This window comes from Photobacterium proteolyticum (genome assembly GCF_001939735.1).
In the GTDB taxonomy this organism is placed as follows: domain Bacteria; phylum Pseudomonadota; class Gammaproteobacteria; order Enterobacterales; family Vibrionaceae; genus Photobacterium; species Photobacterium proteolyticum.
In genome coordinates, this window is sequence record NZ_MJIL01000101.1 from 232,999 (window position 1) to 256,083 (window position 23,085).

At 51.0% G+C, this 23,085-nt stretch carries 22 protein-coding genes and 1 other annotated feature; of the genes, 7 read left to right on the forward strand and 15 right to left on the reverse strand.

Features of this window, described 5'->3' with window-relative positions; translation table 11 throughout:
• Positions 1-248: 248 nt before the first annotated feature.
• From BIT28_RS28835 to cls, 3 genes are all read right to left on the reverse strand, one after another.
• Complete coding sequence (locus tag BIT28_RS28835) at positions 249-2,117, reverse strand: response regulator (RefSeq protein WP_075768416.1); 1,869 nt, start codon at positions 2,115-2,117, stop codon at positions 249-251.
• 8 nt (positions 2,118-2,125) lie between these two features.
• Positions 2,126-2,965: a PhnD/SsuA/transferrin family substrate-binding protein gene (locus BIT28_RS28840; RefSeq protein WP_075768417.1), complete on the reverse strand. Its 840-nt coding sequence runs from the start codon at positions 2,963-2,965 to the stop codon at positions 2,126-2,128.
• A gap of 121 nt (positions 2,966-3,086) precedes the next feature.
• Positions 3,087-4,544 (reverse strand): cardiolipin synthase, encoded by a 1,458-nt coding sequence (cls, locus tag BIT28_RS28845; protein ID WP_075768418.1) that lies wholly within the window; start codon positions 4,542-4,544, stop codon positions 3,087-3,089.
• 352 nt (positions 4,545-4,896) lie between these two features.
• Here cls and BIT28_RS28850 point away from each other — a divergent pair, with 352 nt between their 5' ends.
• From BIT28_RS28850 to BIT28_RS28865, 4 genes are all read left to right on the forward strand, one after another.
• On the forward strand, positions 4,897-6,231 hold the full coding sequence (locus BIT28_RS28850; RefSeq protein ID WP_075768419.1) for a sodium-dependent transporter: 1,335 nt from the start codon (positions 4,897-4,899) through the stop codon (positions 6,229-6,231).
• Positions 6,232-6,358: 127 nt separating this feature from the next.
• Positions 6,359-7,045, forward strand: a complete 687-nt coding sequence (locus tag BIT28_RS28855; protein ID WP_075768420.1) for a TIGR01621 family pseudouridine synthase — start codon at positions 6,359-6,361, stop codon at positions 7,043-7,045.
• A 195-nt stretch (positions 7,046-7,240) separates the two neighbouring features.
• Positions 7,241-7,447: a hypothetical protein gene (locus tag BIT28_RS28860; protein ID WP_075768421.1), complete on the forward strand. Its 207-nt coding sequence runs from the start codon at positions 7,241-7,243 to the stop codon at positions 7,445-7,447.
• Positions 7,448-7,574: 127 nt separating this feature from the next.
• Positions 7,575-8,513 (forward strand): class I SAM-dependent methyltransferase, encoded by a 939-nt coding sequence (locus tag BIT28_RS28865; protein ID WP_075768422.1) that lies wholly within the window; start codon positions 7,575-7,577, stop codon positions 8,511-8,513.
• Between the two features lie 95 nt (positions 8,514-8,608).
• On the opposite strand, the gene BIT28_RS28870 is transcribed toward BIT28_RS28865, so the two are convergent.
• The 12 genes from BIT28_RS28870 to BIT28_RS28925 form a co-directional block, all read right to left on the reverse strand.
• Positions 8,609-8,995 carry a GspS/AspS pilotin family protein gene (locus BIT28_RS28870; RefSeq protein ID WP_075768423.1) on the reverse strand — a complete coding sequence of 129 codons (387 nt, stop codon included), beginning with the start codon at positions 8,993-8,995 and terminating at the stop codon, positions 8,609-8,611.
• A 46-nt stretch (positions 8,996-9,041) separates the two neighbouring features.
• On the reverse strand, positions 9,042-9,341 hold the full coding sequence (locus BIT28_RS28875) for a YciI family protein (protein ID WP_075768424.1): 300 nt from the start codon (positions 9,339-9,341) through the stop codon (positions 9,042-9,044).
• A 139-nt stretch (positions 9,342-9,480) separates the two neighbouring features.
• Positions 9,481-9,879 carry an acyl-CoA thioester hydrolase YciA gene (gene yciA / locus BIT28_RS28880; RefSeq protein ID WP_075768425.1) on the reverse strand — a complete coding sequence of 133 codons (399 nt, stop codon included), beginning with the start codon at positions 9,877-9,879 and terminating at the stop codon, positions 9,481-9,483.
• Positions 9,880-9,894: 15 nt separating this feature from the next.
• The gene (locus BIT28_RS28885; protein WP_075768426.1) at positions 9,895-10,434 is read right to left on the reverse strand and encodes a septation protein A; all 540 of its coding nucleotides are present in this window, start codon (positions 10,432-10,434) and stop codon (positions 9,895-9,897) included.
• A 177-nt stretch (positions 10,435-10,611) separates the two neighbouring features.
• Entirely contained in the window at positions 10,612-11,868 is a 1,257-nt protein-coding gene (locus BIT28_RS28890) for a dicarboxylate/amino acid:cation symporter (protein ID WP_075768427.1), read from the reverse strand.
• 359 nt (positions 11,869-12,227) lie between these two features.
• Entirely contained in the window at positions 12,228-13,034 is an 807-nt protein-coding gene (trpA, locus tag BIT28_RS28895) for a tryptophan synthase subunit alpha (RefSeq protein WP_075768428.1), read from the reverse strand.
• Positions 13,034-14,224: a tryptophan synthase subunit beta gene (gene trpB / locus BIT28_RS28900; RefSeq protein ID WP_075768429.1), complete on the reverse strand. Its 1,191-nt coding sequence runs from the start codon at positions 14,222-14,224 to the stop codon at positions 13,034-13,036. Before trpB ends, trpA begins: the two co-directional genes overlap by 1 nt.
• Before the next feature lie 14 nt (positions 14,225-14,238).
• Entirely contained in the window at positions 14,239-15,609 is a 1,371-nt protein-coding gene (gene trpCF, locus BIT28_RS28905) for a bifunctional indole-3-glycerol-phosphate synthase TrpC/phosphoribosylanthranilate isomerase TrpF (RefSeq protein ID WP_075768430.1), read from the reverse strand.
• A gap of 2 nt (positions 15,610-15,611) precedes the next feature.
• Positions 15,612-16,622 (reverse strand): anthranilate phosphoribosyltransferase, encoded by a 1,011-nt coding sequence (gene trpD, locus BIT28_RS28910; RefSeq protein ID WP_075768431.1) that lies wholly within the window; start codon positions 16,620-16,622, stop codon positions 15,612-15,614.
• 21 nt (positions 16,623-16,643) lie between these two features.
• Positions 16,644-17,261, reverse strand: coding sequence for an aminodeoxychorismate/anthranilate synthase component II (locus tag BIT28_RS28915; protein WP_075768432.1), 618 nt, complete (start codon positions 17,259-17,261; stop codon positions 16,644-16,646).
• Between the two features lie 11 nt (positions 17,262-17,272).
• Entirely contained in the window at positions 17,273-18,853 is a 1,581-nt protein-coding gene (locus tag BIT28_RS28920; protein ID WP_075768433.1) for an anthranilate synthase component 1, read from the reverse strand.
• Positions 18,850-19,863: a bifunctional 3-deoxy-7-phosphoheptulonate synthase/chorismate mutase gene (locus tag BIT28_RS28925; RefSeq protein WP_075768434.1), complete on the reverse strand. Its 1,014-nt coding sequence runs from the start codon at positions 19,861-19,863 to the stop codon at positions 18,850-18,852. Before BIT28_RS28925 ends, BIT28_RS28920 begins: the two co-directional genes overlap by 4 nt.
• A gap of 101 nt (positions 19,864-19,964) precedes the next feature.
• Positions 19,965-20,059, reverse strand: a sequence feature (Trp leader region).
• A 117-nt stretch (positions 20,060-20,176) separates the two neighbouring features.
• Here BIT28_RS28925 and rnm point away from each other — a divergent pair.
• The 3 genes from rnm (at position 20,177) to rluB (ending at position 22,959) form a co-directional block, all read left to right on the forward strand.
• Positions 20,177-21,058 carry an RNase RNM gene (rnm, locus tag BIT28_RS28930; protein WP_075768435.1) on the forward strand — a complete coding sequence of 294 codons (882 nt, stop codon included), beginning with the start codon at positions 20,177-20,179 and terminating at the stop codon, positions 21,056-21,058.
• 8 nt (positions 21,059-21,066) lie between these two features.
• Positions 21,067-21,687, forward strand: a complete 621-nt coding sequence (locus BIT28_RS28935; protein WP_075768436.1) for an L-threonylcarbamoyladenylate synthase — start codon at positions 21,067-21,069, stop codon at positions 21,685-21,687.
• A gap of 264 nt (positions 21,688-21,951) precedes the next feature.
• Positions 21,952-22,959, forward strand: a complete 1,008-nt coding sequence (gene rluB / locus BIT28_RS28940) for a 23S rRNA pseudouridine(2605) synthase RluB (RefSeq protein WP_075768437.1) — start codon at positions 21,952-21,954, stop codon at positions 22,957-22,959.
• Positions 22,960-23,085 lie beyond the last annotated feature (126 nt).

Below are 23,085 nucleotides of genomic sequence, written 5' to 3' on the forward strand. Positions count from 1 at the left end.
AATTAGCACTTTATGTACATGTTTTTGTATATTGTAGTCCGGATTCTATAAACAACATGAATGTCATAATGTGATCAGTCACGTCAGTTTTTTGACATTCTAACCGAACTTTTAACGATGTAATCGATTTTTTGTGTCAAAAAGTTCTTTTTTTAGCCGCTTGTAGCAAATCCAGCCCTAAATCTAATGCAAAATTCGGGCTAGAATTTTCATATCTATTTATCACTTGTATCTATTACGTCATTAGTCTACGAGACCTGCTGATAAATAGGGGGATCCTGGTGGCTGCGGCCTAGCCAGTAGCAAATTACCTGCAGCATTCTGTTTTTATCTATCGGTTTGGAAAGAAAATCATCCATTCCGACGGATAAACATTGCCGCCTGTCCGTGTCACTGACGTTGGCTGTCATAGCAACAATGGGAACTTGCTTCTGGGCATTTGTTAATTTGCGTATTTCACTGCAGGCATCAAGCCCGTTCATTTCGGGCATCTGCAAGTCCATCAGTACCAGAGCAAACTTGTTGCTTCTCATCGCCTGAACGGCTTCAAGTCCATTATTGGCTGTATTGACTTGAAACCCATGCTTGGCCAGAAGAGTTTTTGCAATCAACTGATTGGAGGGGCTGTCTTCAACCAGCAATATTGGTAGTGCCTGCTGTTGGAGAGTCGGGACAATAGGTGTGCAATTGCTATTGTCTTTGGTGTTGTCGACGGGCTGGAGTGTTAACTGGAAAGAGAAGGTTGAGCCTTTCCCCAAACTGCTGTTGATGTCGAACTGTCCTCCCATCATAGCGAGGAGCTTGTTACTGATGGCAAGCCCCATGCCGGCTCCGCCATAACGTCTCGAAAAAGACGGATCGCTTTGAACAAACGGATCCAAAATAGCGCCGATCTTTTCTTTATCGATGCCTATTCCGCTATCCTCTACCGTGAAGGTGAGGGTTGTGTTGTCATGTGATTTCTTGCTGGTGACGGCGAGTGAAATTGTTCCGCTTTCAGTGAACTTAATGGCATTTCCCAACAGGTTGGTTAATACCTGGGTGATTTTACCTTCGTCCCCAATGAAACGGGACTGACTTGCCGGATCAGAATGGAATGCCAGTTCGATGCCCCTTTTAGTCGCCTGCTCAGCAAAAAGTGCGATAACATTTTCTACCGTATTTACCGGCGAAAATGCTGCATTATTGACAGCCACTTTATTGGCGTCCAGCTTTGAATAATCAAGTATATCGTTGAGTTGATTTAGCAAGAGCTTGGCGGCATTCTGTGCCGTTGAGGTGAACTGCTTGGCTGTTGTTGATAGCGACTCATCCTTGAGAATATCAAGAGATCCAAGTATGACATTCATTGGGGTTCGGATTTCATGGCTCATGGTTGCAATAAACTCAGTTTTGCTCTTGTTGGCTTCTTCGGCATGTCTCTTTGCTAACTGAAGCTGGCGCTCTTTATCTTTCTGTGCCTTTAGTACCTTCTGAAGCACATTGACGGATTTGTCGAGACGCGCTAACTCTGATAAGTGCTCCGGATCCGGCTTGACGGGCAGAGCAAGCCCGTCAATGGATAGTAACCTTCTGTTGATTCTATTTAATGGTGAAAGCAGGAGGTAATGGGTTAGGAAATAGCAGAAAAAACCAAGCAGCAATAACGAGGCGGCCGAGATAAAACGTATCTGATCGACATGGTGATTGATGTCAGCCAGCAGCCTTTCTTTGCTGAGCGCAAGGGTCATCGAGCCAAAAACCTCACCTTCGAACATGATAGTGCGATGATACTGAGCCGTTAGCGGGTTGTTGCTGCCGGGAGCTTGCCCTGAACTGGCTAAGAGCACTCCAGCCTCATTACTGATAAGGACGTAGATAAGGTCAGGATTATGAGCGGTTGCCTGCTCCAGTATGGTTTCCAGGTGGGGGACATCTTCGGTCAGAACATCCTCTATGGTTGTCGACGATAATGCCTGGAAGTAGCTTTGCAACTGCCTGTCTACCTTGTCTTCGAGGTAATTTCTTTCGTAACCTCGAACAACTTCTCCGGCACAGAAGCTTAGCAACAGCGTGATCAGCGATATCAGAAAGGCATACTTGAACCACAGAGTTAGTGATTTGGTATAGGCAGCCATAAGCCCTCCTACTCAGCAAAGAAACGGTTGTCGGTCATGGCAAGGCGGATCTTTTCATAATCGCTGTCGCTACCGGGAAGGAATCCATTTTTCTTCAGCGCTGTTAACGCTTTGGGGTCGGTCAGCTCAAGCAGGCTTTCTTTCAGGCTGACAGCGATTTTCGGCTCGAGTGTCGAACTGGCAATCCATGGCTTGGTGACATTTTCAAAACGGGCAATAGCACGAAGTGGCGCCCCTTTTTTGACCAGTTTGTTGAAGGTGCTTTCTTTAAGCGCCCCGGCATCGTATTGCTCTGAACCAACTGCTGCCCCGACCTTGTCGTGACGTCCCAGATAGCTGTAGGAATCCAGAGTACTGGCAGTAATGTTGTGGTCGGCCAGATAACTTTGCGACAGGTATCGGCCGATTGTTGAGTTCTCGTCGCCAAATGCAAATGATTTTCCGGCTAGATCCGCGGCAGATTGAATCTTGCTGTCATCGTGCACGCAGATAACGCCGTTAAAGGTTTTTCCGCCGTTGTTGCTCTCTACCGCTAAGATATTAATTTCCGGGTTGTTTTTCTTTGCCAAAATATAGGAACTCGGACCAAACCGTGAGAAGTCGACCCGGCCCTCGACAAGATTGCTGAGCCCCTGCTGGTAGTCTTTTGAAATTTGCATCCTAATTTGCACAGGTTGATTGAGTTTTACTGTCATTTTGGCTTCGAGAGCATTAAGCACAGGACGAAACTGCTTAACCATAGCCGTTGCCTTGTCTGAGGTGTATACCCCAAAGGTCAGCTGAATATCGGATAGTGCAGGGAAGCTAATAAAAGCTAAGGCAATTAGCAGGGAATGGACTTTTTTCATGGTGGCTCTCACTCCTGGATAGACAGTTAGTAAGAGCAATAAACAGACCATGCTGTGCTAAAGGTGAGAATCTGAGGTAGAGAATGCTTGGCTGTGATGTATGTAAAAGTAATACAGCCCTTTATAGCAAAGGGCTGAACATATAGAAAAACTGTTCAATCAGCTTGTTGATCACCGGACGCTTTTCCCATTCACTAAGCTCGATATGGGCGGAGTCCTTGATGTATTCCTGCTGTAACCAGCTCAGTTGCTGGGTGAACTCAGGGTTATCGACAGCCAGGGTGACTTCAAAGTTAAGCCATAGACTGCGCATGTCGAGGTTTACGGTACCGATGAGGCAATGATTGTTATCGATCACAACGGACTTGGTATGCAGCAGCCCGCCATGGAAGCGGTGGATGTTGACGCCGGCTGCGAGAAGTTCAGTAAAGAAGGAGCGGCTGGCCCACTCAACCATGATCGAGTCATTTTTGTCGGGAATGACAATGTGAACGCTTATACCACGTTCGGCGGCACTTTCCAGGGCATGGAGCAGGTTCTCGCTCGGGACGAAATACGGCGTGGTGATAACAATACTCTCTTTCGCCTGATAGATGCTCAGCAGCAGTACCTGATGGATAATTTCATCCGGCATTCCGGGACCCGAAGGGATCACCTGGATCATATCAGAGCTGTCTGCTGGCGAGGGGAGCTGACAGGCCGGCAGTGGCGGTAGATAGCGTTCGCCTGTTTCGACTTCCCAGTCCCAGGCCTGGATACAGTTCAGCACAGAGACGGTCGGCCCTGTAACTCGTACCATGACATCAATCCACTGGCCAACACCCGCATCGGTCTTAAAGTACTCGGGATCGACCAGGTTCATCGAACCGGTATAGGCGATATTGTTATCGATAACGACAATTTTCCGGTGCTGGCGGAGATCAAGTCGACGGAGGAACATCCGTAGAGGAGACACCGCCAGTGCAGCGGTGATCTCGATACCTGCATCACGCATTAATTTCGGCCAGTACGAGCGGAAAAAACGCATACTGCCAGCAGCATCGAGCAACACTTTCACTTTGACACCGCGTTTTGCAGCTACGATCAGTGCACTGGCCACTTCGTCAGCCAGACCGCCCGGGTGCCAAATGTAAAATTCGAGATGAATCGCTTCCTTCGCCTGTTGAATATCTTCTATCAGCGAGTGCAAGATTTTATGCGGGGCGTCCTGTAGGGAGAGGCTATTGCCACACAGTGCCGGGATACCGAGCCGGTTTTCACATAAATCGCTGATTGGGCGGGCATGAAGGCTCATTTGCTGTAGCTGGTGGCCGGGGCAGTCATTCAGGCGCTGAAACCAGTCGGCAAAGGGCTGGAACATTTCCAATGCACGTTCAGCCCTTTTTTTACCCAGGTTGAGCTCGCCCACAAGCAGATAAGCAAAGACGCCGCCGATAGGAATGATATAAATGATCATCAACCACGCCAATGACACGCCTACGACGCGGCGCTTAAACACAACCCGCATTGTCACACCAGCGATGATCAGCCAGTAAAAGAAAACGCCGACCCAAGCGAGTATTTGATAAAACTGTTCCATGTGAATGGCTTATCTGATTAATAAAGAGTTATATGCTCTCTATTTTGCATTGAAATAGAAGGAATACCAACGTTATCTTTCCGGCAGAAATATCTGCCAATACTTTTAACAAGAGTGAAACAAAACAGTATAAATTGAACAATAAGTGTGCAGAAAAACGCGTTTGATAGAGAAATGCTAGTGATAGATCAAAAAATAGAATCGCGGGCTTCACATTCTATTCCTAAACTGTTTTACTTGCCAATGTTGACGGTGTGATTGATACTCTTTTAAATGTACACAAAACTTTACACCCGAAATAAGACATAACAAATAGCAGCACAATAATTATCAACTAGTGTAGAGAGCTCGTATGGCAAGTGGATCAAGAGCGCAATTTAGCTCAAGGATAGGTTTTATTTTGGCAGCAGCTGGTTCTGCTGTCGGTTTGGGGAATATTTGGGGCTTCCCGACTCAGGCTGCAAGCAACGGCGGTGCCGTCTTTCTGATGGTTTACCTACTGATGGTGTTCGCACTGGCGTACCCATTGCTAGTGGCAGAACTGACAATTGGCCGCTACGGCAGTGCCAACCCGATTAAGTCATTGCGTTCGGTATGGCCTCAGCAGCGCGGCATTGCCACGTTGCTTGGTGTGGCAGGGATGATAGCGGTTTCGATGATCCTGAGTTTCTACGCCATTGTTGCCGGCTGGTTGTTTGGTTTCCTTGTCGGCCCGATCTTCGAGGCAATTGGCTTGACATCTGCGGCTAACTGGCTGGAATCTTTCAGTGCTTCACGTAACCTGGCCCTGATGGTCTTCTTCATGGTGCTGACTATTCTGGTGGTACGCAACGGGGTAGCAAACGGTATTGAGCGCTGGTCGACCCGATTGATGCCTGTGCTGTTGCTGTTGTTCGTGGTGATGGTGATCTACATCCTGACTCAGGACGGTGCTATCGATGGTCTGAAAATGTATTTGGTGCCGGATTTCTCTCATTTCAGTCCGAGCCTGGTGGTGAGTGCCATGGGACAGGCATTCTTCTCGCTATCGCTGGGCGTCTGCTCAATGATGGTGTACGGCTCATATATTAAAAAAGATGTGAACCTGCCGAAAACTGCGGCGCAGGTTGCCTTGCTTGATACCTCGGTTGCCTTTATTGCCGGCCTGCTCATTCTGCCTGCAATGTTTGTTGCCCAGCATAACGGTGTCGAGATCTACAGCGATACCGGTGCGCTGCTGTCGTCAGATACCCTGGTGTTTAGCGTATTGCCTGCAATGTTCGATACCATGGGAGCGGCGGGTCTGTTCATCGGTGTGCTGTTCTTCGTCTTGATGGTGATTGCGGCCCTGACTTCGTCTATCTCGATGCTTGAAGTACCGGTTGCCTGTGCAACTGAAGAGCTTAATCAGGATCGTAAAATTGCCGTGTGGTGGATTGGCGGCCTGATCACCTTGTTCTCTGGCATTATCGTATTCAACTTTGGTGATATGTTTGGCCTGGTTATCTCCATTACGACAGAATATGCCCAGCCTATCCTGGGCATGTTGTTTGCCCTGCTAGTCGGCTGGGTCTGGAAGCGTGACAAGGTACTGCAGGAGATCAAGGAAGGCTATCCTGAGCTAGAGCAGGGACTGTTCTGGAAAATCTGGCCTTGGTATGTTCGCGTTGTTTGTCCGCTGATGATGCTGTGGGTATTCTTCGCCTGATTTAGGGCTGAAGTACCTTCCTCGATATAGTGACCGTACAAAGCCGCTCGATTGAGCGGCTTTTGTGTGTCAGGCATTTGGGTATATACTCCGCGTCTCGATTTGTCTTGTTCAATGGTATTTGGTTATGTTCACTCTGGTTTATCAGCATCCTGATTTTTTGGTTATCAACAAACATCCGGATGTGAGCGTGCATAAAGATGATAATGAACAGCCCTTGCTGGCTGCCGTGGCCGAGCAAACCGGGGATGAGAAGCTATACCTTATCCATCGCCTTGATAAGATGACCTCCGGGTTGCTGTTACTAGGAAGAAATCAACAGGCGGCCTCGGTGCTGTCGGGCAATTTTGCGCGTCGTGACGTCGAGAAGTTTTATCTGGCTATCGGTACGAAAAAGCCAAAGAAAAAGCAGGGCGTAGTGATTGGCGATATGACCCGCTCCCGCCGTAGCAGCTGGAAGCTTGAAAGCAGCAAAGACAACCCCGCCGTGACGCAATTCTTCTCGACGGCGGGTGGTAACGGGCGTCGGCTGTTTCTGTGCAAGCCCCATACCGGGAAAACCCACCAAATTCGCGTTGCATTACGCAGTGTCGGATCGGGGATTGCCGGGGATATGATTTATGGCTGCGAGGAGGCCGATCGCGGCTATCTTCATGCCTATGCGTTGCGTTTTCCCTATCAGGGCGAGTGGTGTCAGTTTATTTGTGTGCCGGACCGGGGCGAGCTGTGGCAAACCGCAGAAGCCCAGCAGGCCTTGAATGACTGGCAGTCTCCGTGGGAGCTGAGCTGGCCGAAGTTATCCGTCAATAAATAGCAACAGGTTATGTATTGACCACAATTGTTAAAAAAGAGTATTGAAAAAAGGCCTTTAAGGCTTTTTTTTACACATAATCAGTAAAAACATAAATTAAAATCGCCCAACCGGCTGTAACTTGAGCAAACGCAATTAATTTATTGATAAAGATCACATATAATGTCGGCCTAGGAAACGCCTAGACAGAGGATTACAATGCGCCTGACCCGCACCATGTCGCTTCGTATGCGACTGAAGAAGAAAAAGAACAAATCTCGTTTTTGGGGGCTGGCAACATTTCGTCGTAATCGTCTAAAGTTCAAATCCCGCGTTAAACGTCAAAGACAAGTCCGTATCACCGCTGAATACGTCACCCTCGCCAGTCATCGCCTTCCTGATGAAAATACTAAACTCGTTGCTTGATCTCTCTTAATCATTCTTATGTTGTCGCACCTTTGTATAGGCAGGCTGTGCTATCGATAATTGTGTGGAATGGCATGAGGCATTGGTATTAGAATAGCGCCCTCATTTTGATCAAGATTGTAGAGATATGGAAACCACCGCGCTGCCGACCCTAGAACAACACCTGTTAAATGAACTGATGTCACCGCCGACCGAAGTTCGCCGCTTATTTCACGGTCGGGGACGCTGTTGGCAGGGCTTAGAACAGCTGACTGTTGACTGGCTGAGTGGTCAGGTCTTAGTTTCCTTATTTAAGGAGCCATCTGAACCGTTCCTAGCTGCATTGCATAACACTCTGACGACTTTGGTCTCCTCCGAAACCTGGCTGCAAAGCGGGGCGACATCGCTGCTGCTGCAGCATCGCGACCGACAGGGATCACCGATGGAGCTTCTATGGGGCGAAAGCGGTGAGTACCAGGACGTGGTGGAAAATGGGCTGACATTTAAGCTGGATCTGGGGCGTAAGCAAAATAACGGCCTGTTTCTTGACATGCGCTATGGTCGCCGCTGGGTGATGGAGCATGCCGCAGGTAAACGGGTGCTGAATTTGTTCGCCTATACCTGCGGGTTTTCGGTGGCAGCCATCGAGGGTGGCGCCGAACATGTGGTTAACCTCGATATGGCCAAGGCAGCATTGAGCCGCGGCCGTGATAACCATCATCTCAATAAGCATGATCTGAAGAAAGTGAGCTTCCTAGGGCACGAGCTGTTCAAGTCATGGGGCAAAGTCCGCAAACTGGGGCCTTACGACTTGATCATCATTGATCCGCCTTCATTCCAGAAGGGCAGCTTTGCCCTGACCAAGGATTATCAGAAAATCCTCCGGCGTCTGCCCGAACTACTGACAGAAAAAGGCCAGGTCGTCGCCTGTGTGAATGATCCGTCTGTGTCGTCTCAGTTCTTGATTGATGGTATGGCGACAGAAGCGCCGGAGCTGACTTATACCGAGCGCTTGGCCAATCCTCCGGAGTTTAAGGACATTGATCCTGAAGGCGGGCTAAAAGTACTGGTATTCGACAGAAAGTAATTTCAAAAAAATACCGCCAGAGGTTTAACACTGGCGGTATCGATGATTTATAGACCCGAGGAAGGGAATACCTTCGCGAACTATTACGCCACCGGTTATTTCATCAGACCTTGGCAGTATTGGTCATAGACGGGCTGTTCTGCCATGGTGCGGCCACGCATATCCATGATCATTATCTTATAGTTCACGCCTTCGTTAAACAGAGGGATGAGCTCTTCACTGTTGCAGTAATTCACGGCTGCATTTTTGACTGCCTGCGAAGGTGGGATCTTGCCGCCACCACCATATAAAATGGTGATCTCAACCGTTTTCTCGCGTGCTTGTGCTTTCATGATCTGGTATTCACCCACCTTGTCATAGGGGGCTTTGTTGTTGATCAGTGACGCACGACTCTTGGCCAGCGCTTTCGCTGCATCATCTGGGCTTGATGCGCAGCCAGCCAGTGAAAGTAATGCGATGCATATAAGTGTTTTCTTTAACATCAGATAATTAATCTCGATCTATGCGGGTGTGTAATGTTGTGGCCGATTAAGGGAGGACTTTCTTAAATGGCTTAACAATAACGTTGTCATACACACCGGCCTCAATGTAAGGATCGGCGTCTGCCCATGCTTTGGCATCGGCCAAAGAGTTGAACTCAGCAATGACAGTTGAGCCAGTGAAACCGGCTTCGCCCGGATTGTCGCTGTCGATAGCCGGCATTGGACCCGCAACCAACAGGCGCCCTTGTTCTTGAAGCTCTTTCAGGCGGGCAAGGTGTTTTTCGCGAACACTCAGGCGGCGCTCTAAGCTGTTTTCAACATCCTGAGAAAAGATTACATACCACATTCGCTGAATTCTCCCTGTAGCTAAATTAGACCATGCCGCTTCTGTTTGAATAATGAAGGGCTTGGATTGATACTGGAGGGTTATCTTAAAGCAAAAAAAAAGCCCCAACCAGAGGTTAGGGCCAATTGTGAGGACAGCTTTACGCTTTTCGTATCGGGCGAGGGCGTCCTTCGCTATTGATCGCGACATAGTTGAAGGTGGCTTCGCAGACGCGGTAGCGCTCGCCGACACCATCAATGGCAACCGGTTTTACCCAGACTTCCAATGCCACGCTCATCGATGTGTTGCCGATGCGACTGCATTCGCCGTAACAGCAAACAACATCGCCGACGCTGACAGGAGCTTTAAAGGCAATACTTTCGACAGAGACAGTAACAACGCGTCCGCCTGAAATCTCTTTGGCCAGAATGGCACCGGCCAAATCCAGCTGAGACATAATCCAGCCACCAAAAATATCGCCGTTGGCATTGGTGTCTGCAGGCATAGCTAGAGTGCGGAGCAGCAGCTGTCCGCGAGGAATATTATTTTCTGTGGTCATGGTTCGATCTTACAATTATTCAGAATCAGTTTCTTTTGGCATATGGTGGTAAATATAACCGCCGGTGGCAAGGGTGAAAATCAAAGTTAGGGCTAATAGGCCAAAGACTTTAAAGTTTACCCATATATCAAGCGGAAGCTGGAAAGCGATATAGACATTGGCGATGGAACATGTGACGAAAAACAGGATCCAGGCCATATTGATCCGTTTCCATATCAGCTCCGGCAGATTGATTTCGTTACTCAGCATCCCTTTGATTAGTGGCTTGCCCAGGTATTGGCTGACGGCGAGGCCGATAGCAAATAGTACATAGACAATGGTGACCTTCCATTTGATGAAATTGTCATCATGGAGAAACAGGGTCAGCCCGCCAAATACAGCAACCATAGCGAAGGTGATCAGCTGCATTTTCTCTACTTTCTTGTACAGGAACCATGTGAGAGCCACCTGAACCGCCGTTGCCGCAATCAAGGCTCCTGTCGCGACATAAATGTTATGGGTTTTATACAAGATAAAGAAGACAATCAGCGGAATAAAGTCGATCAATTGTTTCATTCAATAGCAGCCTTATTATTGCCAGGTCGTAAGTAACCTGACGAAATGAATCTATAGCTTGCTACTAGTATACCTAATCGCCAGAGGGATAAATATCTGCCGAGTGAATTCTCCCGTATGAATAACGAAAAAGGCCGCTGATAGCTATCAGCGGCCTTTGCTATACAGGCTTAGAGATTATGCGTTCTGTACGTTTTCTTCAGACACCTGGCTAGGCTCTTTGCTGATCATGTCGTCGATAATGACGGCACAGGCAGCATCGCCGGTGATGTTCAGCGCGGTACGGATCATATCGAAGATACGGTCAAGAGCGAACAGTAGCGGCAGACCTTCAATTGGGATACCGGCAGAAAGCAGTACGGCAACCACCAGGAATGACGGGCCCGGTACACCGGCCTGGCCAACAGCACCCAGCGTCGAAGTTACGATAATCGCAAGGTATGCACCCATGCCAAGATCAATGTTGAACATCTGGGCAAAGAAGATAGCAACCAGGCCGTAGTAGATTGCGTTACCGCTCATGTTGATGGTCGCACCCAGCGGCAGGACAAAGGCTGCGGTTGAGTTTTTCACGCCCAGCTCTTCTTCACAGGTTTCCATGGTAACCGGCAGGGTTGCCATTGAAGACGCCGTAGAAAGTGCAACAGCCTGTGGCTTTTTCATTGCCGACAGGAACTTCAGTGGTGATGTTTTGCTGAATGCCTTGATCATCAGCGGGTAGAAAACGAAGCCGTAGACCAGGATCGCAACGACGTAGACCACAAATAGCTTGAATACTACCATCAGGGCACTAAAGCCAAAGGTACCTACGGCATCTGCCATCAGTCCGAATACACCCAGAGGTGCAATCTTCATAACAACATTGATCATCCAAACCATGGCATCAACAATGGAGTTAACACCATTGATCAACGGATCACGGCGATCTTTTTCCAGCTTCGATAAAGCGATACCAAAGAAAAGGCAGAAAACGAGGATTTGTAGAATATTCGCTTCGTTAAGAGACTGGAATACATTCGTCGGGATCATTCCAAGCACGGTCGCCCAGAAAGATGGCAGGTCGCCTTTGTCGGCATAGACATTAGAGAACAAGCCTTCGACACCTGTCAGGTCAACGCCCATTCCCGGCTCAAACACTTCACCCATGAACAGGGCAAGCGCTACGGCAACGGCAGATGTAAAGCCGAAGAAGCCCAATGTTGCAAAGCCAACTTTACCGGCTGAGTGGCTGCTGCCAAGTCCGGCGGCACCGGAAATAATCGCAACGGCAACCAGTGGGATAACAAGCATTTTGATCAAGTGGATAAAAATGCTACCCAGTGGCGCAAACATGCTGGCGGATTGCCCCATCATAGCGCCGACAAGCGTACCTACACACATGGCAATGACGACTTGGACGCCGATATTGCCTAATAGTCCTTTTTCTTTTAACACCTTCGATACCTCTGTTGTGTTTGTTAATTCTGTCTAGGGTTAAGTGTTGTATTTGTTGTAAATGTTAACCCAATATTTTGCGGTTGTGTTTTTACACGCAATTATTCCATTTATCAATCATTGTTTTCGATATTTTGCTTTGCTGTTATCTGGTGTGACAATGTCTGATGACAAAATGGCTACGTGTAACAACTCGGCTACTGTATGCCGGGGAGGGGGGAAGATCTTTGATCTAATACGGGTTTAGCATTGTTAATAACGGAAAATGTGGTGGAATCTTGCACGTAAATGGTGTGTTTGGAGTGAAAAGCCGCACCAAGTGCGGCTTTTTAAGGTGATCATCTTGTTAATGTGGCCTTTTAGAGACGTGTGGCCGTTTTCATACTGCTGATGAACTGACCCATCTGAGTGAGCATTTCATCATCGTGTCCCAGGTTCTGCTCGATAACCTTTACCACGGCGGAGCCTGAGATGGCACCTGCAGCGCCCGCCTCGATGGCTTCTTTTACCTGTGCGGGCTCTGAAATACCAAAACCAAGCAGTGCTGGTGGCGCCTTGTGAACCTTCAGGCTTTCCAGCAGGTGTCCAATAGGCATCCCCGCCTTGGTTTCGGCACCGGTAACACCGGCACGAGACAATAGGTAGGTATAGCCACCACCATACTCGGAAACTGTTTTCAGCGTTTGCTCGTCGGCATTCGGTGGCGCAATGAATATCGGGTGAATGCCGTACTTCTCGGCGGCTGCCCGGAACTCGGCAGACTCCTTGACCGGTACATCAGCGATTAGCACAGAATCAACCCCGGCATCGGCACACTTGCGGTAGAAGTTCTCGATGCCTGCACCGAAGACAAGGTTGGCGTACATCAGCAAGCCAATGGGCAGCTCCGGGTATTTGGCGCGGATCTTGGCCAGAAGCTCAAAACACAGTGCCGGCGTCGTTCCTGATTCCAGTGCCCTGATTGTCGCGCCCTGGATAGTCGGGCCGTCAGCCAGCGGATCCGAGAATGGGATACCCAGCTCTAATGCATCGGCGCCGGACTCGACCAGGGTGTCGATAATCTTCAGCGACTGCTCGGGATTGGGATCGCCGATGGTTACAAAAGGAACAAATGCGCCTTCATGTTTTGCCGCCAGGCGGTCAAATAGTGCTTGATAACGATCCATTACAGCGCTCCCTTTTCTTCAAGAATATCGTGGACTGTGAAAATATCTTTGTCGCCGCGCCCAGACAGGTTGACGACAAGAATCTGTTCTTTTTCTGGTTCTTTCTCAATCATCTGCAGGGCATAAGCCAGTGCATGGGCAGATTCCAGGGCCGGAATAATGCCTTCGTTGCGGGCCAGTGACTGGAAGGCTTCCAGTGCCTCGTCGTCAGTCACCGAACCATAGACCGCGCGGCCGGTAGCGTTCAGGTGAGCATGCTGCGGGCCGACAGACGGGAAATCCAAACCGGCAGAGACCGAGTAGGACTCTTCAACCTGGCCGTGTTCGTCCTGCATCAGTGGGGCTTTCATGCCAAAGAAAATGCCCAGCTTGCCGTGTTTCAGTGGTGCACCGTGCATGTCGGTATCAAGGCCTTTGCCGGCCGGCTCAACACCAATTAGGCCGACTTCTTCATCATCGATAAAATCGGCGAACATCCCGATAGCATTGGAGCCACCGCCGACACAGGCGATAACGGCATCAGGCAGGCGACCTTCTTTGGCCAGGATCTGCGCTTTGGTTTCCTCACCGATAATATGCTGGAACTCGCGGACAATGGTCGGGAACGGGTGCGGACCTGCCGCCGTACCTAACAGGTAGTGAGCTTTGTCGTAGGTTGCAGACCAGTCGCGCATCGCCTCGTTACAGGCATCCTTCAGGGTTGCCGAACCGGAGTGTACCGGGATCACTTCTGCGCCCATCAGCTTCATTCGAAATACGTTCGGGCTCTGGCGCTCAACGTCTTTGGCTCCCATGTATACACGGCATTTTAGTCCCAGCAGGGCGCAGGCCAATGCTGTTGCTACACCGTGCTGACCGGCACCTGTCTCGGCGATGATTTCTTCTTTGCCCATTCGTTTGGCAAGCAGTGCCTGACCCAGCACCTGGTTGGTTTTGTGCGCGCCTCCGTGCAGCAAGTCTTCACGCTTGAGGTAGAGCTTGGTCTTGGTACCTTTGGTCAGGTTCTGACACAGGGTTAGTGCGGTTGGGCGACCGGCGTATTCTTTCAGCAGTGTAATGAACTCTTCTTGAAAGCTTGGGTCTTGCTGGGCCTCGACGAAAGCTGCTTCCAGCTGGTCAAGGGCCGGTACCAAAATCTGGGGAACGTATTGTCCACCAAATTCACCGAAGTAGGCGTCTAGTTTGCTCATAATTTTATTTATCCTTAATACTTTCTGATTGCCGCGAAGGCCGCATTCAATTTTGTCTGATCTTTTTTACCCGGGGCGCTTTCAACACCTGAGTTTAAATCCAATCCCTTGCAGCCCAGCTTGGCTGCCTCACAGGCATTTTCCGGTGTCAGGCCTCCTGCCAGCATGATGTTTTGCTTGTCGGTATCGCTAAGCAGACTCCAGTCAAAGGCGATGCCTGTTCCGCCTGACTGCTGGCCGACCTTGCTGTCGAGCAGGTGTTTGTCGGCCGGCCATCGTTCGAAGTCCGGGACTTCCATACTGATGCCATGGGCTTTCCAAATCTCACAGTCATCGGGAAGGTGAGCCTTTAGCCCCTGGACATATTCCGGAGATTCTTCACCGTGGAGCTGGACGGCTGACAAAGACAGGGTATTGGCAGCCTTGGCTACAGCATCGGGATCAGCATTGCGGAACACGCCGACGTACTTGAGCGGTGCTCCGCTCATTACCATGCGGGCCTGCTCGATATCGACCTGACGTGGCGAGGTGGAAACGAAGATCAGCCCGCCGTAGACAGCACCACTTTGATAGGCGGCGCTGGCATCATCGGCTCGGGTCAGACCGCAGACTTTGTTTTCACCCAGTAGTACCCGGCGCACGGCAAGCTCAAGATTGTCCTCGGCCATCAGGGAACTGCCAATCAGGAAGCCGTTGGCATAGGCGGCAAGATCACGAACCTGCTGGTGGTTGTAGATCCCTGATTCCGAAATGACAATGGTGCCTTCAGGCAGGCGCGGTGCCAGCTCTTTGGTGCGGTTAAGATCAATGCTCAAGTCACGCAGGTTGCGGTTGTTGATCCCGACTACCTTGGCGTTCAGTGCGATAGCCCGCTCCAGTTCGTGTTCATTGCTGACCTCGGTCAGAATGCCCAGGTTCAGTGATTCGGCAACGGCGGCCAGCTCGCGGTATTCGTCATCATTGAGCACCGATAGCATCAGCAAAATGGCATCGGCATTGTAGTAACGCGCCAGATACACCTGATAGGTATCGATCATGAAGTCTTTGCACAGAACGGGCTGCTGTACCTGGTTACGAACCAGTGGAAGAAAGTCAAAATTACCCTGGAAGTACTTCTCATCCGTCAGAACTGAAATGGCACTGGCATGGCCGTTGTAGACCTTGGCAATGTGATCCAGGTTGAAGTCATGGCGGATCAGGCCCTTTGACGGTGAGGCTTTCTTGCACTCAAGAATAAAGGCTGTCTGCTCGCCGGACAGAGCATCGTAAAAGCTCCGGTCACTCGGGGTTAAGCTGTCAATAAAATCGCCAAGTGGCTGCTCCTGTTTGCGCGCTTCCACCCACAGGTGTTTGTCGGCCACAATTTTTGCTAGTACGGTTTCCATGGTTAACCTCGTGCTGCCAGTTTCTCAACCAGCTCAAATGCTTTGCCTGATTGCATCACGTCAATGGCTTGTTGGGTATTGGCTTTTAAATCTTCGTTGCCGAACAGGCGTAGCAGCATAGCAACATTGACTGCAACGGCACCTTGCTGGGCAGCTGTTCCTTTGCCGGTCAGAATATTGGTGATAATAGCTCGGTTCTCTTCCGGCTCACCGCCCTTGATAGCTTCAAGCGGGTAGGTATCAAGGCCAAAGTCTGCCGGAGTCAGGGTGTATTCCTTGATTTCGCCATTGATGATTTCAGCAACTGTCGTCTCGCCGTGGATGGCAACTTCATCCAGCCCGCTGCCGTGAACCACGGCTGCCCGCTTCATGCCCATGGCTGCCATGGTTTCGGCAATCGGGCGTACCAGTGCCTGGTCGTAGACACCCATCAGCTCGATAGTTGGCCGGGCCGGGTTAATGAGCGGACCAAGCACATTGAAGATAGTCCGGGTTTTTAATGTCTGGCGCACCGGCATCGCGTGGCGGACACCGCCGTGATATTCCGGTGCGAACAGAAAGCAGACACCGAGCTCGTCAAGTGCCCCACGGGCATTGTCAGGTGTCATGGCCAAATTAATTCCGAATTTGTCGAGCAGATCGGATGAACCTGACTTGCTCGATACCCCGCGGTTGCCGTGTTTGGCAACCTTAACGCCACAGGCGGCAGCGACAAAAGCCGCAGTGGTCGAGATGTTGATGGTGTTGGCGCCGTCACCACCGGTGCCGACGATATCGGCAAAATCATAGTCCGGGCTAGGGAACGGGTTGGCATTGGCCAGTAGGGCACTGGCGGCACCGGCGATCTCTGCCGGGGTTTCACCTTTGATCTTCAGGGCAGTCAGTATGGCTGACAGCAGGATCGGCTCGACTTCGCCTTTGATGATGGCATCGAACAGGGTATGGCTTTCTTCCTGGCTCAGCGCCTGCTGGTCATATAATTTGTTGGCAATGGTGTAAATGCTTGCATCCATAATCTTATTCTCCCTAAAGCTTTATTTATTCGTTGCCACGCTATGGCTCTCTGGCTTTGACATTACCCAGTTCAGCGTATTGGTAAGCAACTGAGCCCCTTGTGTAGTTAGAATCGACTCAGGGTGGAACTGGTAGCCACACACACGATCCTGATCATTGGTTACTGCCATCACCAGACCGTCGACATCGGCAACGGTTGTCAGGCTGTCCGGTACCTCCGTGGCAACCAGAGAATGGTAGCGGGCAATGGAGAGCGGACTTGGCAAGTCACCAAATACAGTATGGCCACTGTGACGCATCATGGCTGCTTTGCCGTGGACGATATCGCCGGCACCTTCCACCTTGCCGCCGTATGCTTCGACGATAGCCTGGTGACCAAGGCAGATACCAATCATTGGCACTTTGCCGCGAACCCGCTTGATAAGCTCGGGCATACAACCGGCATCGGCTGGCGCACCAGGGCCGGGAGAAAGCACCAGCACCGGGTTGGCTTTTTCAGCCAGCGCCTGTTCCATCTGGTCCGCACTCAGGCTGTTACGGTAGATGGTGACCGGGTAACCCAGCGAGCGAAACTGATCGACCAGGTTGTAGGTAAAGGAATCAAAGTTATCGAGTAGTACAATTTCAGCAGCTGTCATGACTTTGATCCTTATACTGACTGGGTTGGGGCACTGTGTGCCTTGCGGATAGCGGCGATCACAGCCTGCGCCTTGCCACGGGTTTCATCGGCTTCGGCCTGCGGGACAGAGTCATAGACCACACCGGCACCGGCCTGGACACTGGCTACGCCATCTTCGACATAGGCTGAGCGGATCACAATACAGGTGTCCATATCGCCGTGCCCGGTCAGGTAGCCGACAGCACCACCGTAGCTGCCGCGGCGACGTTGCTCAACATCACGGATCAGCTGCATTGCGCGGATTTTCGGTGCACCGGTCAGCGTGCCCATGTTCATGCAGGCCTGATAGGCATGCAGCGCATCGAGATCGCCACGCAATTGACCGACAACACGGGAGACTAGGTGCATCACATGGCTGTAGCGGTCGACTTTGAGCAAGTCGGCTACATAGCGGCTGCCGGGTTCGCTGATCCGGGCCACATCGTTACGGGCCAGATCAACCAGCATCATGTGCTCAGCGTTTTCTTTCATGTCACTGCGCAGTTCAAGCTCAATGCGGCCGTCGAGATCCAGGTTAATGGAGCCGTCCGGATTCTTACCGCGGTGGCGAGTACCGGCAATCGGATAGATTTCCACCTGGTTGCTCTCGGTACAATATTTCAGTGCACTTTCCGGCGAGGCGCCGAACAGGGTGAAATCAGCGTCCTGCAAGTAGAACATATAAGGGCTAGGGTTACCGATTTTCAGCTCTTTGTAGGCCACCAGTGGCGACGGGCACGGCAGCGTGAACTGCCGGGACGGTACGACCTGGAAAACATCGCCATTAATGACGTGCTGTTTGAGATCGACCACGGTCTGGCAGAATGCCTCGTCACTGACGCTGGCAACCGGCTCGCACTGGTCCTGGAACTCAGCTTCTGGCAGCGGTTTCGGCTCCAGACAGGCCTCTTTGATATGCTGCAACCGACGACTTAGCTCAAAATAGCTGGAAGTGTATTGATCGCCGCCAAACAGCGTTGCCTGCAGCTTGCCCCGGCGGCGCTGGTGGTCGATAACCAACAGGGTCTCGGCAATATAGAACAGGTAGTCCGGGCATTTGTTGTCCTCGGCGACGTCCGGCAGCGGCTCGAAACCGGCGACGACGTCATAGGCAAACAGGCCGCCGAGAAATAAGGCTTCCCGCGGGTGGCCAGAGGTATCAAAGGCGTGCTGGATCATGCGCAGCGCGTCAAACGAAGAAGTTTGACGCAGGCGGCTGTCTTCATCGAGCGCGCGCTCGGCACTGGGAAAATCGAGGATCAGGCAGTCGTTTTCACGTCGTCCCTGAATATCGGCAGCCAGTGCCTGCTCAAGGGTCTGCAGGACATTGAGTCCGTTGTCGGTTAATGCTTCCAGCCGGACTTGCTTGCCGCGGCATACAATACGGACCGCAGCATCAATCAGCATCAGGCTTTTCAAATCCTGCTTGGAGTCAATTTCGGCTGACTCCAGCAGTAAGTTATGCGGGCGGTTGCCACAGACGGAATAATACAATTCCGTCGGGTCGGCCACATAGGGTACGTCGAGACTAAGTAGTTCCAGCTCGCCAGTACCTAAAGGGGTCGTATTCACAGCGTTCTCCCTGCCGCTTCTACAAACGGTTTCAACTCTTGCATTAACTGTTCAAACATTGGGCCAGTCAGCGCCTGGTGGCCGTCGGACAAGGCCTCACACGGGTTAAGGTGTGATTCGACAATGATGCCATCAGCGCCAACTGCCGCTGCTGCCCGTGAGAGCGGGATAACCAACTCGCGTACACCGGTGCCGTGGCTTGGATCAACCACGACAGGTAGGTGGGTACGCTGTTTGAGATAGGCAACGGCATTGAGGTCCAATGTATTCCTTGTTGCTGTCTCGTAGGTGCGGATACCACGCTCACACAGGATAATGTTAGGATTTCCTGCGTCATAGATGTATTCCGCGGCCAGTAACAGCTCTTCGATAGTGGCGGAAAGTCCGCGTTTGAGCAAGACCGGTTTTTTACTTTCACCCACAGCTTTTAACAAAGCGTAGTTCTGCATATTGCGGGCACCAATCTGTAGGCAGTCAACATATTCACACATTGTATCGACCTGACCGACTTCCATGACCTCAGACACCGTCGGCAGCCCAAGCTGCTGGTTGGCTTTATGCAGCAGTTTCAGTCCTTCTACCCCCATGCCCTGGAAATCATACGGGCTGGTACGAGGCTTGTAGGCACCGCCGCGAAGTGCCACGGCACCGTGTTGTTTTACGACTTCGGCAACCGCCATCAGTTGTGCTTCGGACTCTACGGAACATGGACCGGCGATAACGGCAAACTTGTTGCCACCAACTGCGGCATTGCCGAAACGCACTACTGTGTCGTGGGCCTGAACTTCACGGCTTACCATTTTGTACTTGGTTAGGATCGGTTTGACGTTCTCGACGCACGGGTAGGCATCCAAGTGTAGCTGTTGCAACACGCGCTCATCACCCAGGGCACCCAGTACGATACGCTCGACACCCGGCATGTAGAGTGGTTTTAGACCAGCAGACTCGATACGGCTGAGGATTTCTTTGGCTTGCTCTTCGGTCGCGTTGGGCTTTAGTACAATAATCATTTCGCTATCTCTTAATCTGTGTCGTGCACTTGCAGGCTGTTGGAAGAGGCTACATTGTGCTGAAAGTCGTAGTCGTCAATTCTGGTATAAAAAGTCGGGGTATAAAAAAGCCCGCAGTAAGCGGGCTTGTGTCTGTTTGGCCGTTAGGCACAGCAAATCACACCACCCGCAGAGGGAAGTGCCACCACCAAGAAAAGAAAGCGCAGAGCTGATGATGAATTTGCTGTAACATGTAAATATCCTGTAATTCTATTACTGGGTAACTGCGTACTAGTAAACTAGTTCATGAAAATAATGTCAAGAAATTTAATTTATGTTGTTTGATTTACATAGCCATACCACAGCATCGGATGGCCGTTTAGTGCCTGAAGAGCTGGTAAGAAGAGCGGTTGAACGACGCGTTGATGTGCTTGCGATCACAGATCACGATACCGTGGCGGGCCTTGAATTGGCACAGCAGGCAATCGATGCAGAAAATCTGCCTCTAACTCTCATCAAAGGTATTGAAATATCGACACTTTGGCGAAATTTTGATATTCACATTGTCGGCTTGAACATAGACCATGAACACCCGGCGATCACGGCCTTGATCGCTGAACAGGCGGCGCGGCGTGAAACTCGGGCTGCGCTGATAGCCGAGCGACTTGAGAAAAACCGTATGCCGGGTGCGCTGGCCGGAGCCAAGGCGCTGGCTGGCGGTGCAACGCTGACGCGGGCGCATTTTGCCCAATGGCTGGTAGAACAAGGTTATGCCAAAAATATGCAGGCGGTGTTCAAAAAGTTCCTGACCCGGAATAACCCGGGCTATGTTCCGCCCAGCTGGTGCTCGATGGCTGAGGCCGTTGAGGCCATTCATGCTGCCGGAGGCCAGGCGGTATTGGCACACCCGGGCCGCTACAAGATGACGGCAAAGTGGTTGAAACGTCTGCTGACGGCGTTCGTTGAAGCCAACGGGGATGCAATGGAGGTTGCACAACCCCAGCAGTCTCAGCAGGAGCGCAGGACGCTTGCTGACTACTCGATAGAATATAACTTGCTCGCTTCGCAAGGTTCTGACTTTCATTATGCCTCTCCATGGACCGAACTTGGGCGCAACCTCTGGTTGCCAAAAGGAGTGACTGAGGTCTGGCAAGAGTGGAATGTTGAAAAGAAGCGGGTTGATGACGAGGTTCCGCAGAGAACGGAACTATCCTAGGAGGAACAATGAGCCAATTTTTTTACGTTCACCCCGAAACACCGCAAAACCGGCTGATTAATCAGTCCGTGGCAATTATTCGCAATGGCGGGGTGATTGTTTACCCGACAGACTCGGGCTATGCCCTGGGCTGCCAGTTGGAAAACAAGCAGGCGCTGGAGCGTATCTGCCAGATCCGTCGTCTTAACGATAAGCACAACTTCACGCTGCTGTGTCGTGATCTGTCCGAGCTGTCGTTGTATGCCCGTGTCGATAACACGGCCTTTCGCCTGCTGCGCAATAATACGCCGGGCGCCTATACGTTTATTTTCAAAGGGACCAAGGAAGTACCGCGTCGCCTGATGAACCCTAAGCGTAAAACCATAGGTATCAGGGTGCCAGACAATGCTATTGCCCTGGCTTTGTTGGATGCGCTGGGTGAGCCGATGATGTCGACCTCGCTGATTCTGCCTGATAGTGATGTCGCCGAGTCTGATCCGGATGAAATCCGCGATAAGCTGGAGCATGCCGTCGATTTAATTATCAATGGCGGTTACCTGGGCGAGCAACCGACAACGGTAATTGACTTCAGTAACGACGAGATGGAAGTGGCACGTGTCGGTGCCGGGGATCCCGCTCCGTTCGAGTAGTCGCTTGATAGATAGGCATCACGTTTCTTATTGGTTGCTTTGGGCGGATCTCCGGACGAAAAAGAAGTCGTTGCCGATGGCTATCTAATCCGTCTTTTCGGTGGTATCTGCATCAAGCTTTTGGCATAATCCACGGTCGCTTTAAGAGGGCTTAGGGCGTGATACCAAGCAGTGTGCGGATACAGCCGAAGAGGCTTGATAAGCGTGCTGCCGGTATATTTGATGATATTTCGACGCCTGTGAAGGCGACAAAGGTTTATCCAAATGAGTGAAAAATTACAGAAGGTGCTGGCTCGTTCAGGCCAAGGTTCCCGTCGCGAGCTTGAATTAATGATTCAAAATGGCCGGGTAAGCATTGATGGCAAGACCGCAAAGCTAGGCGATCGTCTTGAAGACGGTCATGATTCAATTGTTCGCATTGACGGACATAAGATCAATCTAGTTGCACCTTCTGAAGAAGTGTGTCGTGTCCTTGCCTATAACAAACCTGAAGGTGAGTTATGTACGCGCCACGATCCTGATGGTCGTCGTACTGTTTTCGATCGCCTTCCACGCCTGGAGTCGGGCCGTTGGGTGTCCGTTGGCCGTCTGGATGCGAACACGTCAGGTCTGTTGCTTTTCACTACCGATGGTGAACTGGCAAACCGACTGATGCACCCGAGCCATCGCGTTGAGCGTGAGTACATGGTACGTGTCTTCGGTGACGTTAACGAGCAGATGATCAAGAATCTGGTTAACGGTGTTGAACTGGAAGACGGTATGGCACGTTTTGAGGACGTGGTATACGCCGGTGGTGAAGGAATGAACCACACTTTCTACGTTATGCTGACTGAAGGTCGTAACCGTGAGGTTCGTCGTCTGTGGGACTCCCAGGGTGTGACGGTAAGCCGTCTGAAGCGTGTTCGCTACGGTGATATCTTCCTGACCAAGGACATTCCCCGTGGTGGCTGGATGGAGCTTGAACTGAAGGAAGTGAACTACTTGCGTGAAATGGTTGAGCTGAAACCGGAAGAGAACACCATGCTGACGGTTGAAGGCCAGAAGCGTAAGAAAGGCGTTCGTCAGATCCGTCGTGCAGTTCGTCGTCACGAAGAGCGTATCAATGATGATTCGCCGCGTGGTCGACGTGGTCGTCAGGACAAGCGCCGTTCTTCTTCACGTAACAAAGATGCCGAAGCGACTTCGCAAGGCCGACGCAAGCCTTCCGGCAATGCGGCTAACCGCCGTAATCCGCTGAAGAACAAGCCGGCCAAGCCGCGCACGCGCAAATAAGGCGTGATTAGATTTAAAAAAGCAGCCAGTTGGCTGCTTTTTTTATATTGTGCGCCGAGCATGGCGTTGTTCTAGGAGGTGAAAGTCCTCTACGGGCTCAGTCGAGCGAGAACCGTTAGCCTATGC

Bases quoted from the DNA above. Each gene is read 5' to 3' on its own strand.
- BIT28_RS28835 (WP_075768416.1), bottom strand. From the start codon at position 2,117: ATGGCTGCCTATACCAAATCACTAACTCTGTGGTTCAAGTATGCCTTT.
- BIT28_RS28840 (WP_075768417.1), bottom strand. From the start codon at position 2,965: ATGAAAAAAGTCCATTCCCTGCTAATTGCCTTAGCTTTTATTAGCTTC.
- cls (WP_075768418.1), bottom strand. From the start codon at position 4,544: ATGGAACAGTTTTATCAAATACTCGCTTGGGTCGGCGTTTTCTTTTAC.
- BIT28_RS28850 (WP_075768419.1), top strand. From the start codon at position 4,897: ATGGCAAGTGGATCAAGAGCGCAATTTAGCTCAAGGATAGGTTTTATT.
- BIT28_RS28855 (WP_075768420.1), top strand. From the start codon at position 6,359: ATGTTCACTCTGGTTTATCAGCATCCTGATTTTTTGGTTATCAACAAA.
- BIT28_RS28860 (WP_075768421.1), top strand. From the start codon at position 7,241: ATGCGCCTGACCCGCACCATGTCGCTTCGTATGCGACTGAAGAAGAAA.
- BIT28_RS28865 (WP_075768422.1), top strand. From the start codon at position 7,575: ATGGAAACCACCGCGCTGCCGACCCTAGAACAACACCTGTTAAATGAA.
- BIT28_RS28870 (WP_075768423.1), bottom strand. From the start codon at position 8,995: ATGTTAAAGAAAACACTTATATGCATCGCATTACTTTCACTGGCTGGC.
- BIT28_RS28875 (WP_075768424.1), bottom strand. From the start codon at position 9,341: ATGTGGTATGTAATCTTTTCTCAGGATGTTGAAAACAGCTTAGAGCGC.
- yciA (WP_075768425.1), bottom strand. From the start codon at position 9,879: ATGACCACAGAAAATAATATTCCTCGCGGACAGCTGCTGCTCCGCACT.
- BIT28_RS28885 (WP_075768426.1), bottom strand. From the start codon at position 10,434: ATGAAACAATTGATCGACTTTATTCCGCTGATTGTCTTCTTTATCTTG.
- trpA (WP_075768428.1), bottom strand. From the start codon at position 13,034: ATGGATCGTTATCAAGCACTATTTGACCGCCTGGCGGCAAAACATGAA.
- trpB (WP_075768429.1), bottom strand. From the start codon at position 14,224: ATGAGCAAACTAGACGCCTACTTCGGTGAATTTGGTGGACAATACGTT.
- trpCF (WP_075768430.1), bottom strand. From the start codon at position 15,609: ATGGAAACCGTACTAGCAAAAATTGTGGCCGACAAACACCTGTGGGTG.
- trpD (WP_075768431.1), bottom strand. From the start codon at position 16,622: ATGGATGCAAGCATTTACACCATTGCCAACAAATTATATGACCAGCAG.
- BIT28_RS28915 (WP_075768432.1), bottom strand. From the start codon at position 17,261: ATGACAGCTGCTGAAATTGTACTACTCGATAACTTTGATTCCTTTACC.
- BIT28_RS28925 (WP_075768434.1), bottom strand. From the start codon at position 19,863: ATGATTATTGTACTAAAGCCCAACGCGACCGAAGAGCAAGCCAAAGAA.
- rnm (WP_075768435.1), top strand. From the start codon at position 20,177: ATGTTGTTTGATTTACATAGCCATACCACAGCATCGGATGGCCGTTTA.
- BIT28_RS28935 (WP_075768436.1), top strand. From the start codon at position 21,067: ATGAGCCAATTTTTTTACGTTCACCCCGAAACACCGCAAAACCGGCTG.
- rluB (WP_075768437.1), top strand. From the start codon at position 21,952: ATGAGTGAAAAATTACAGAAGGTGCTGGCTCGTTCAGGCCAAGGTTCC.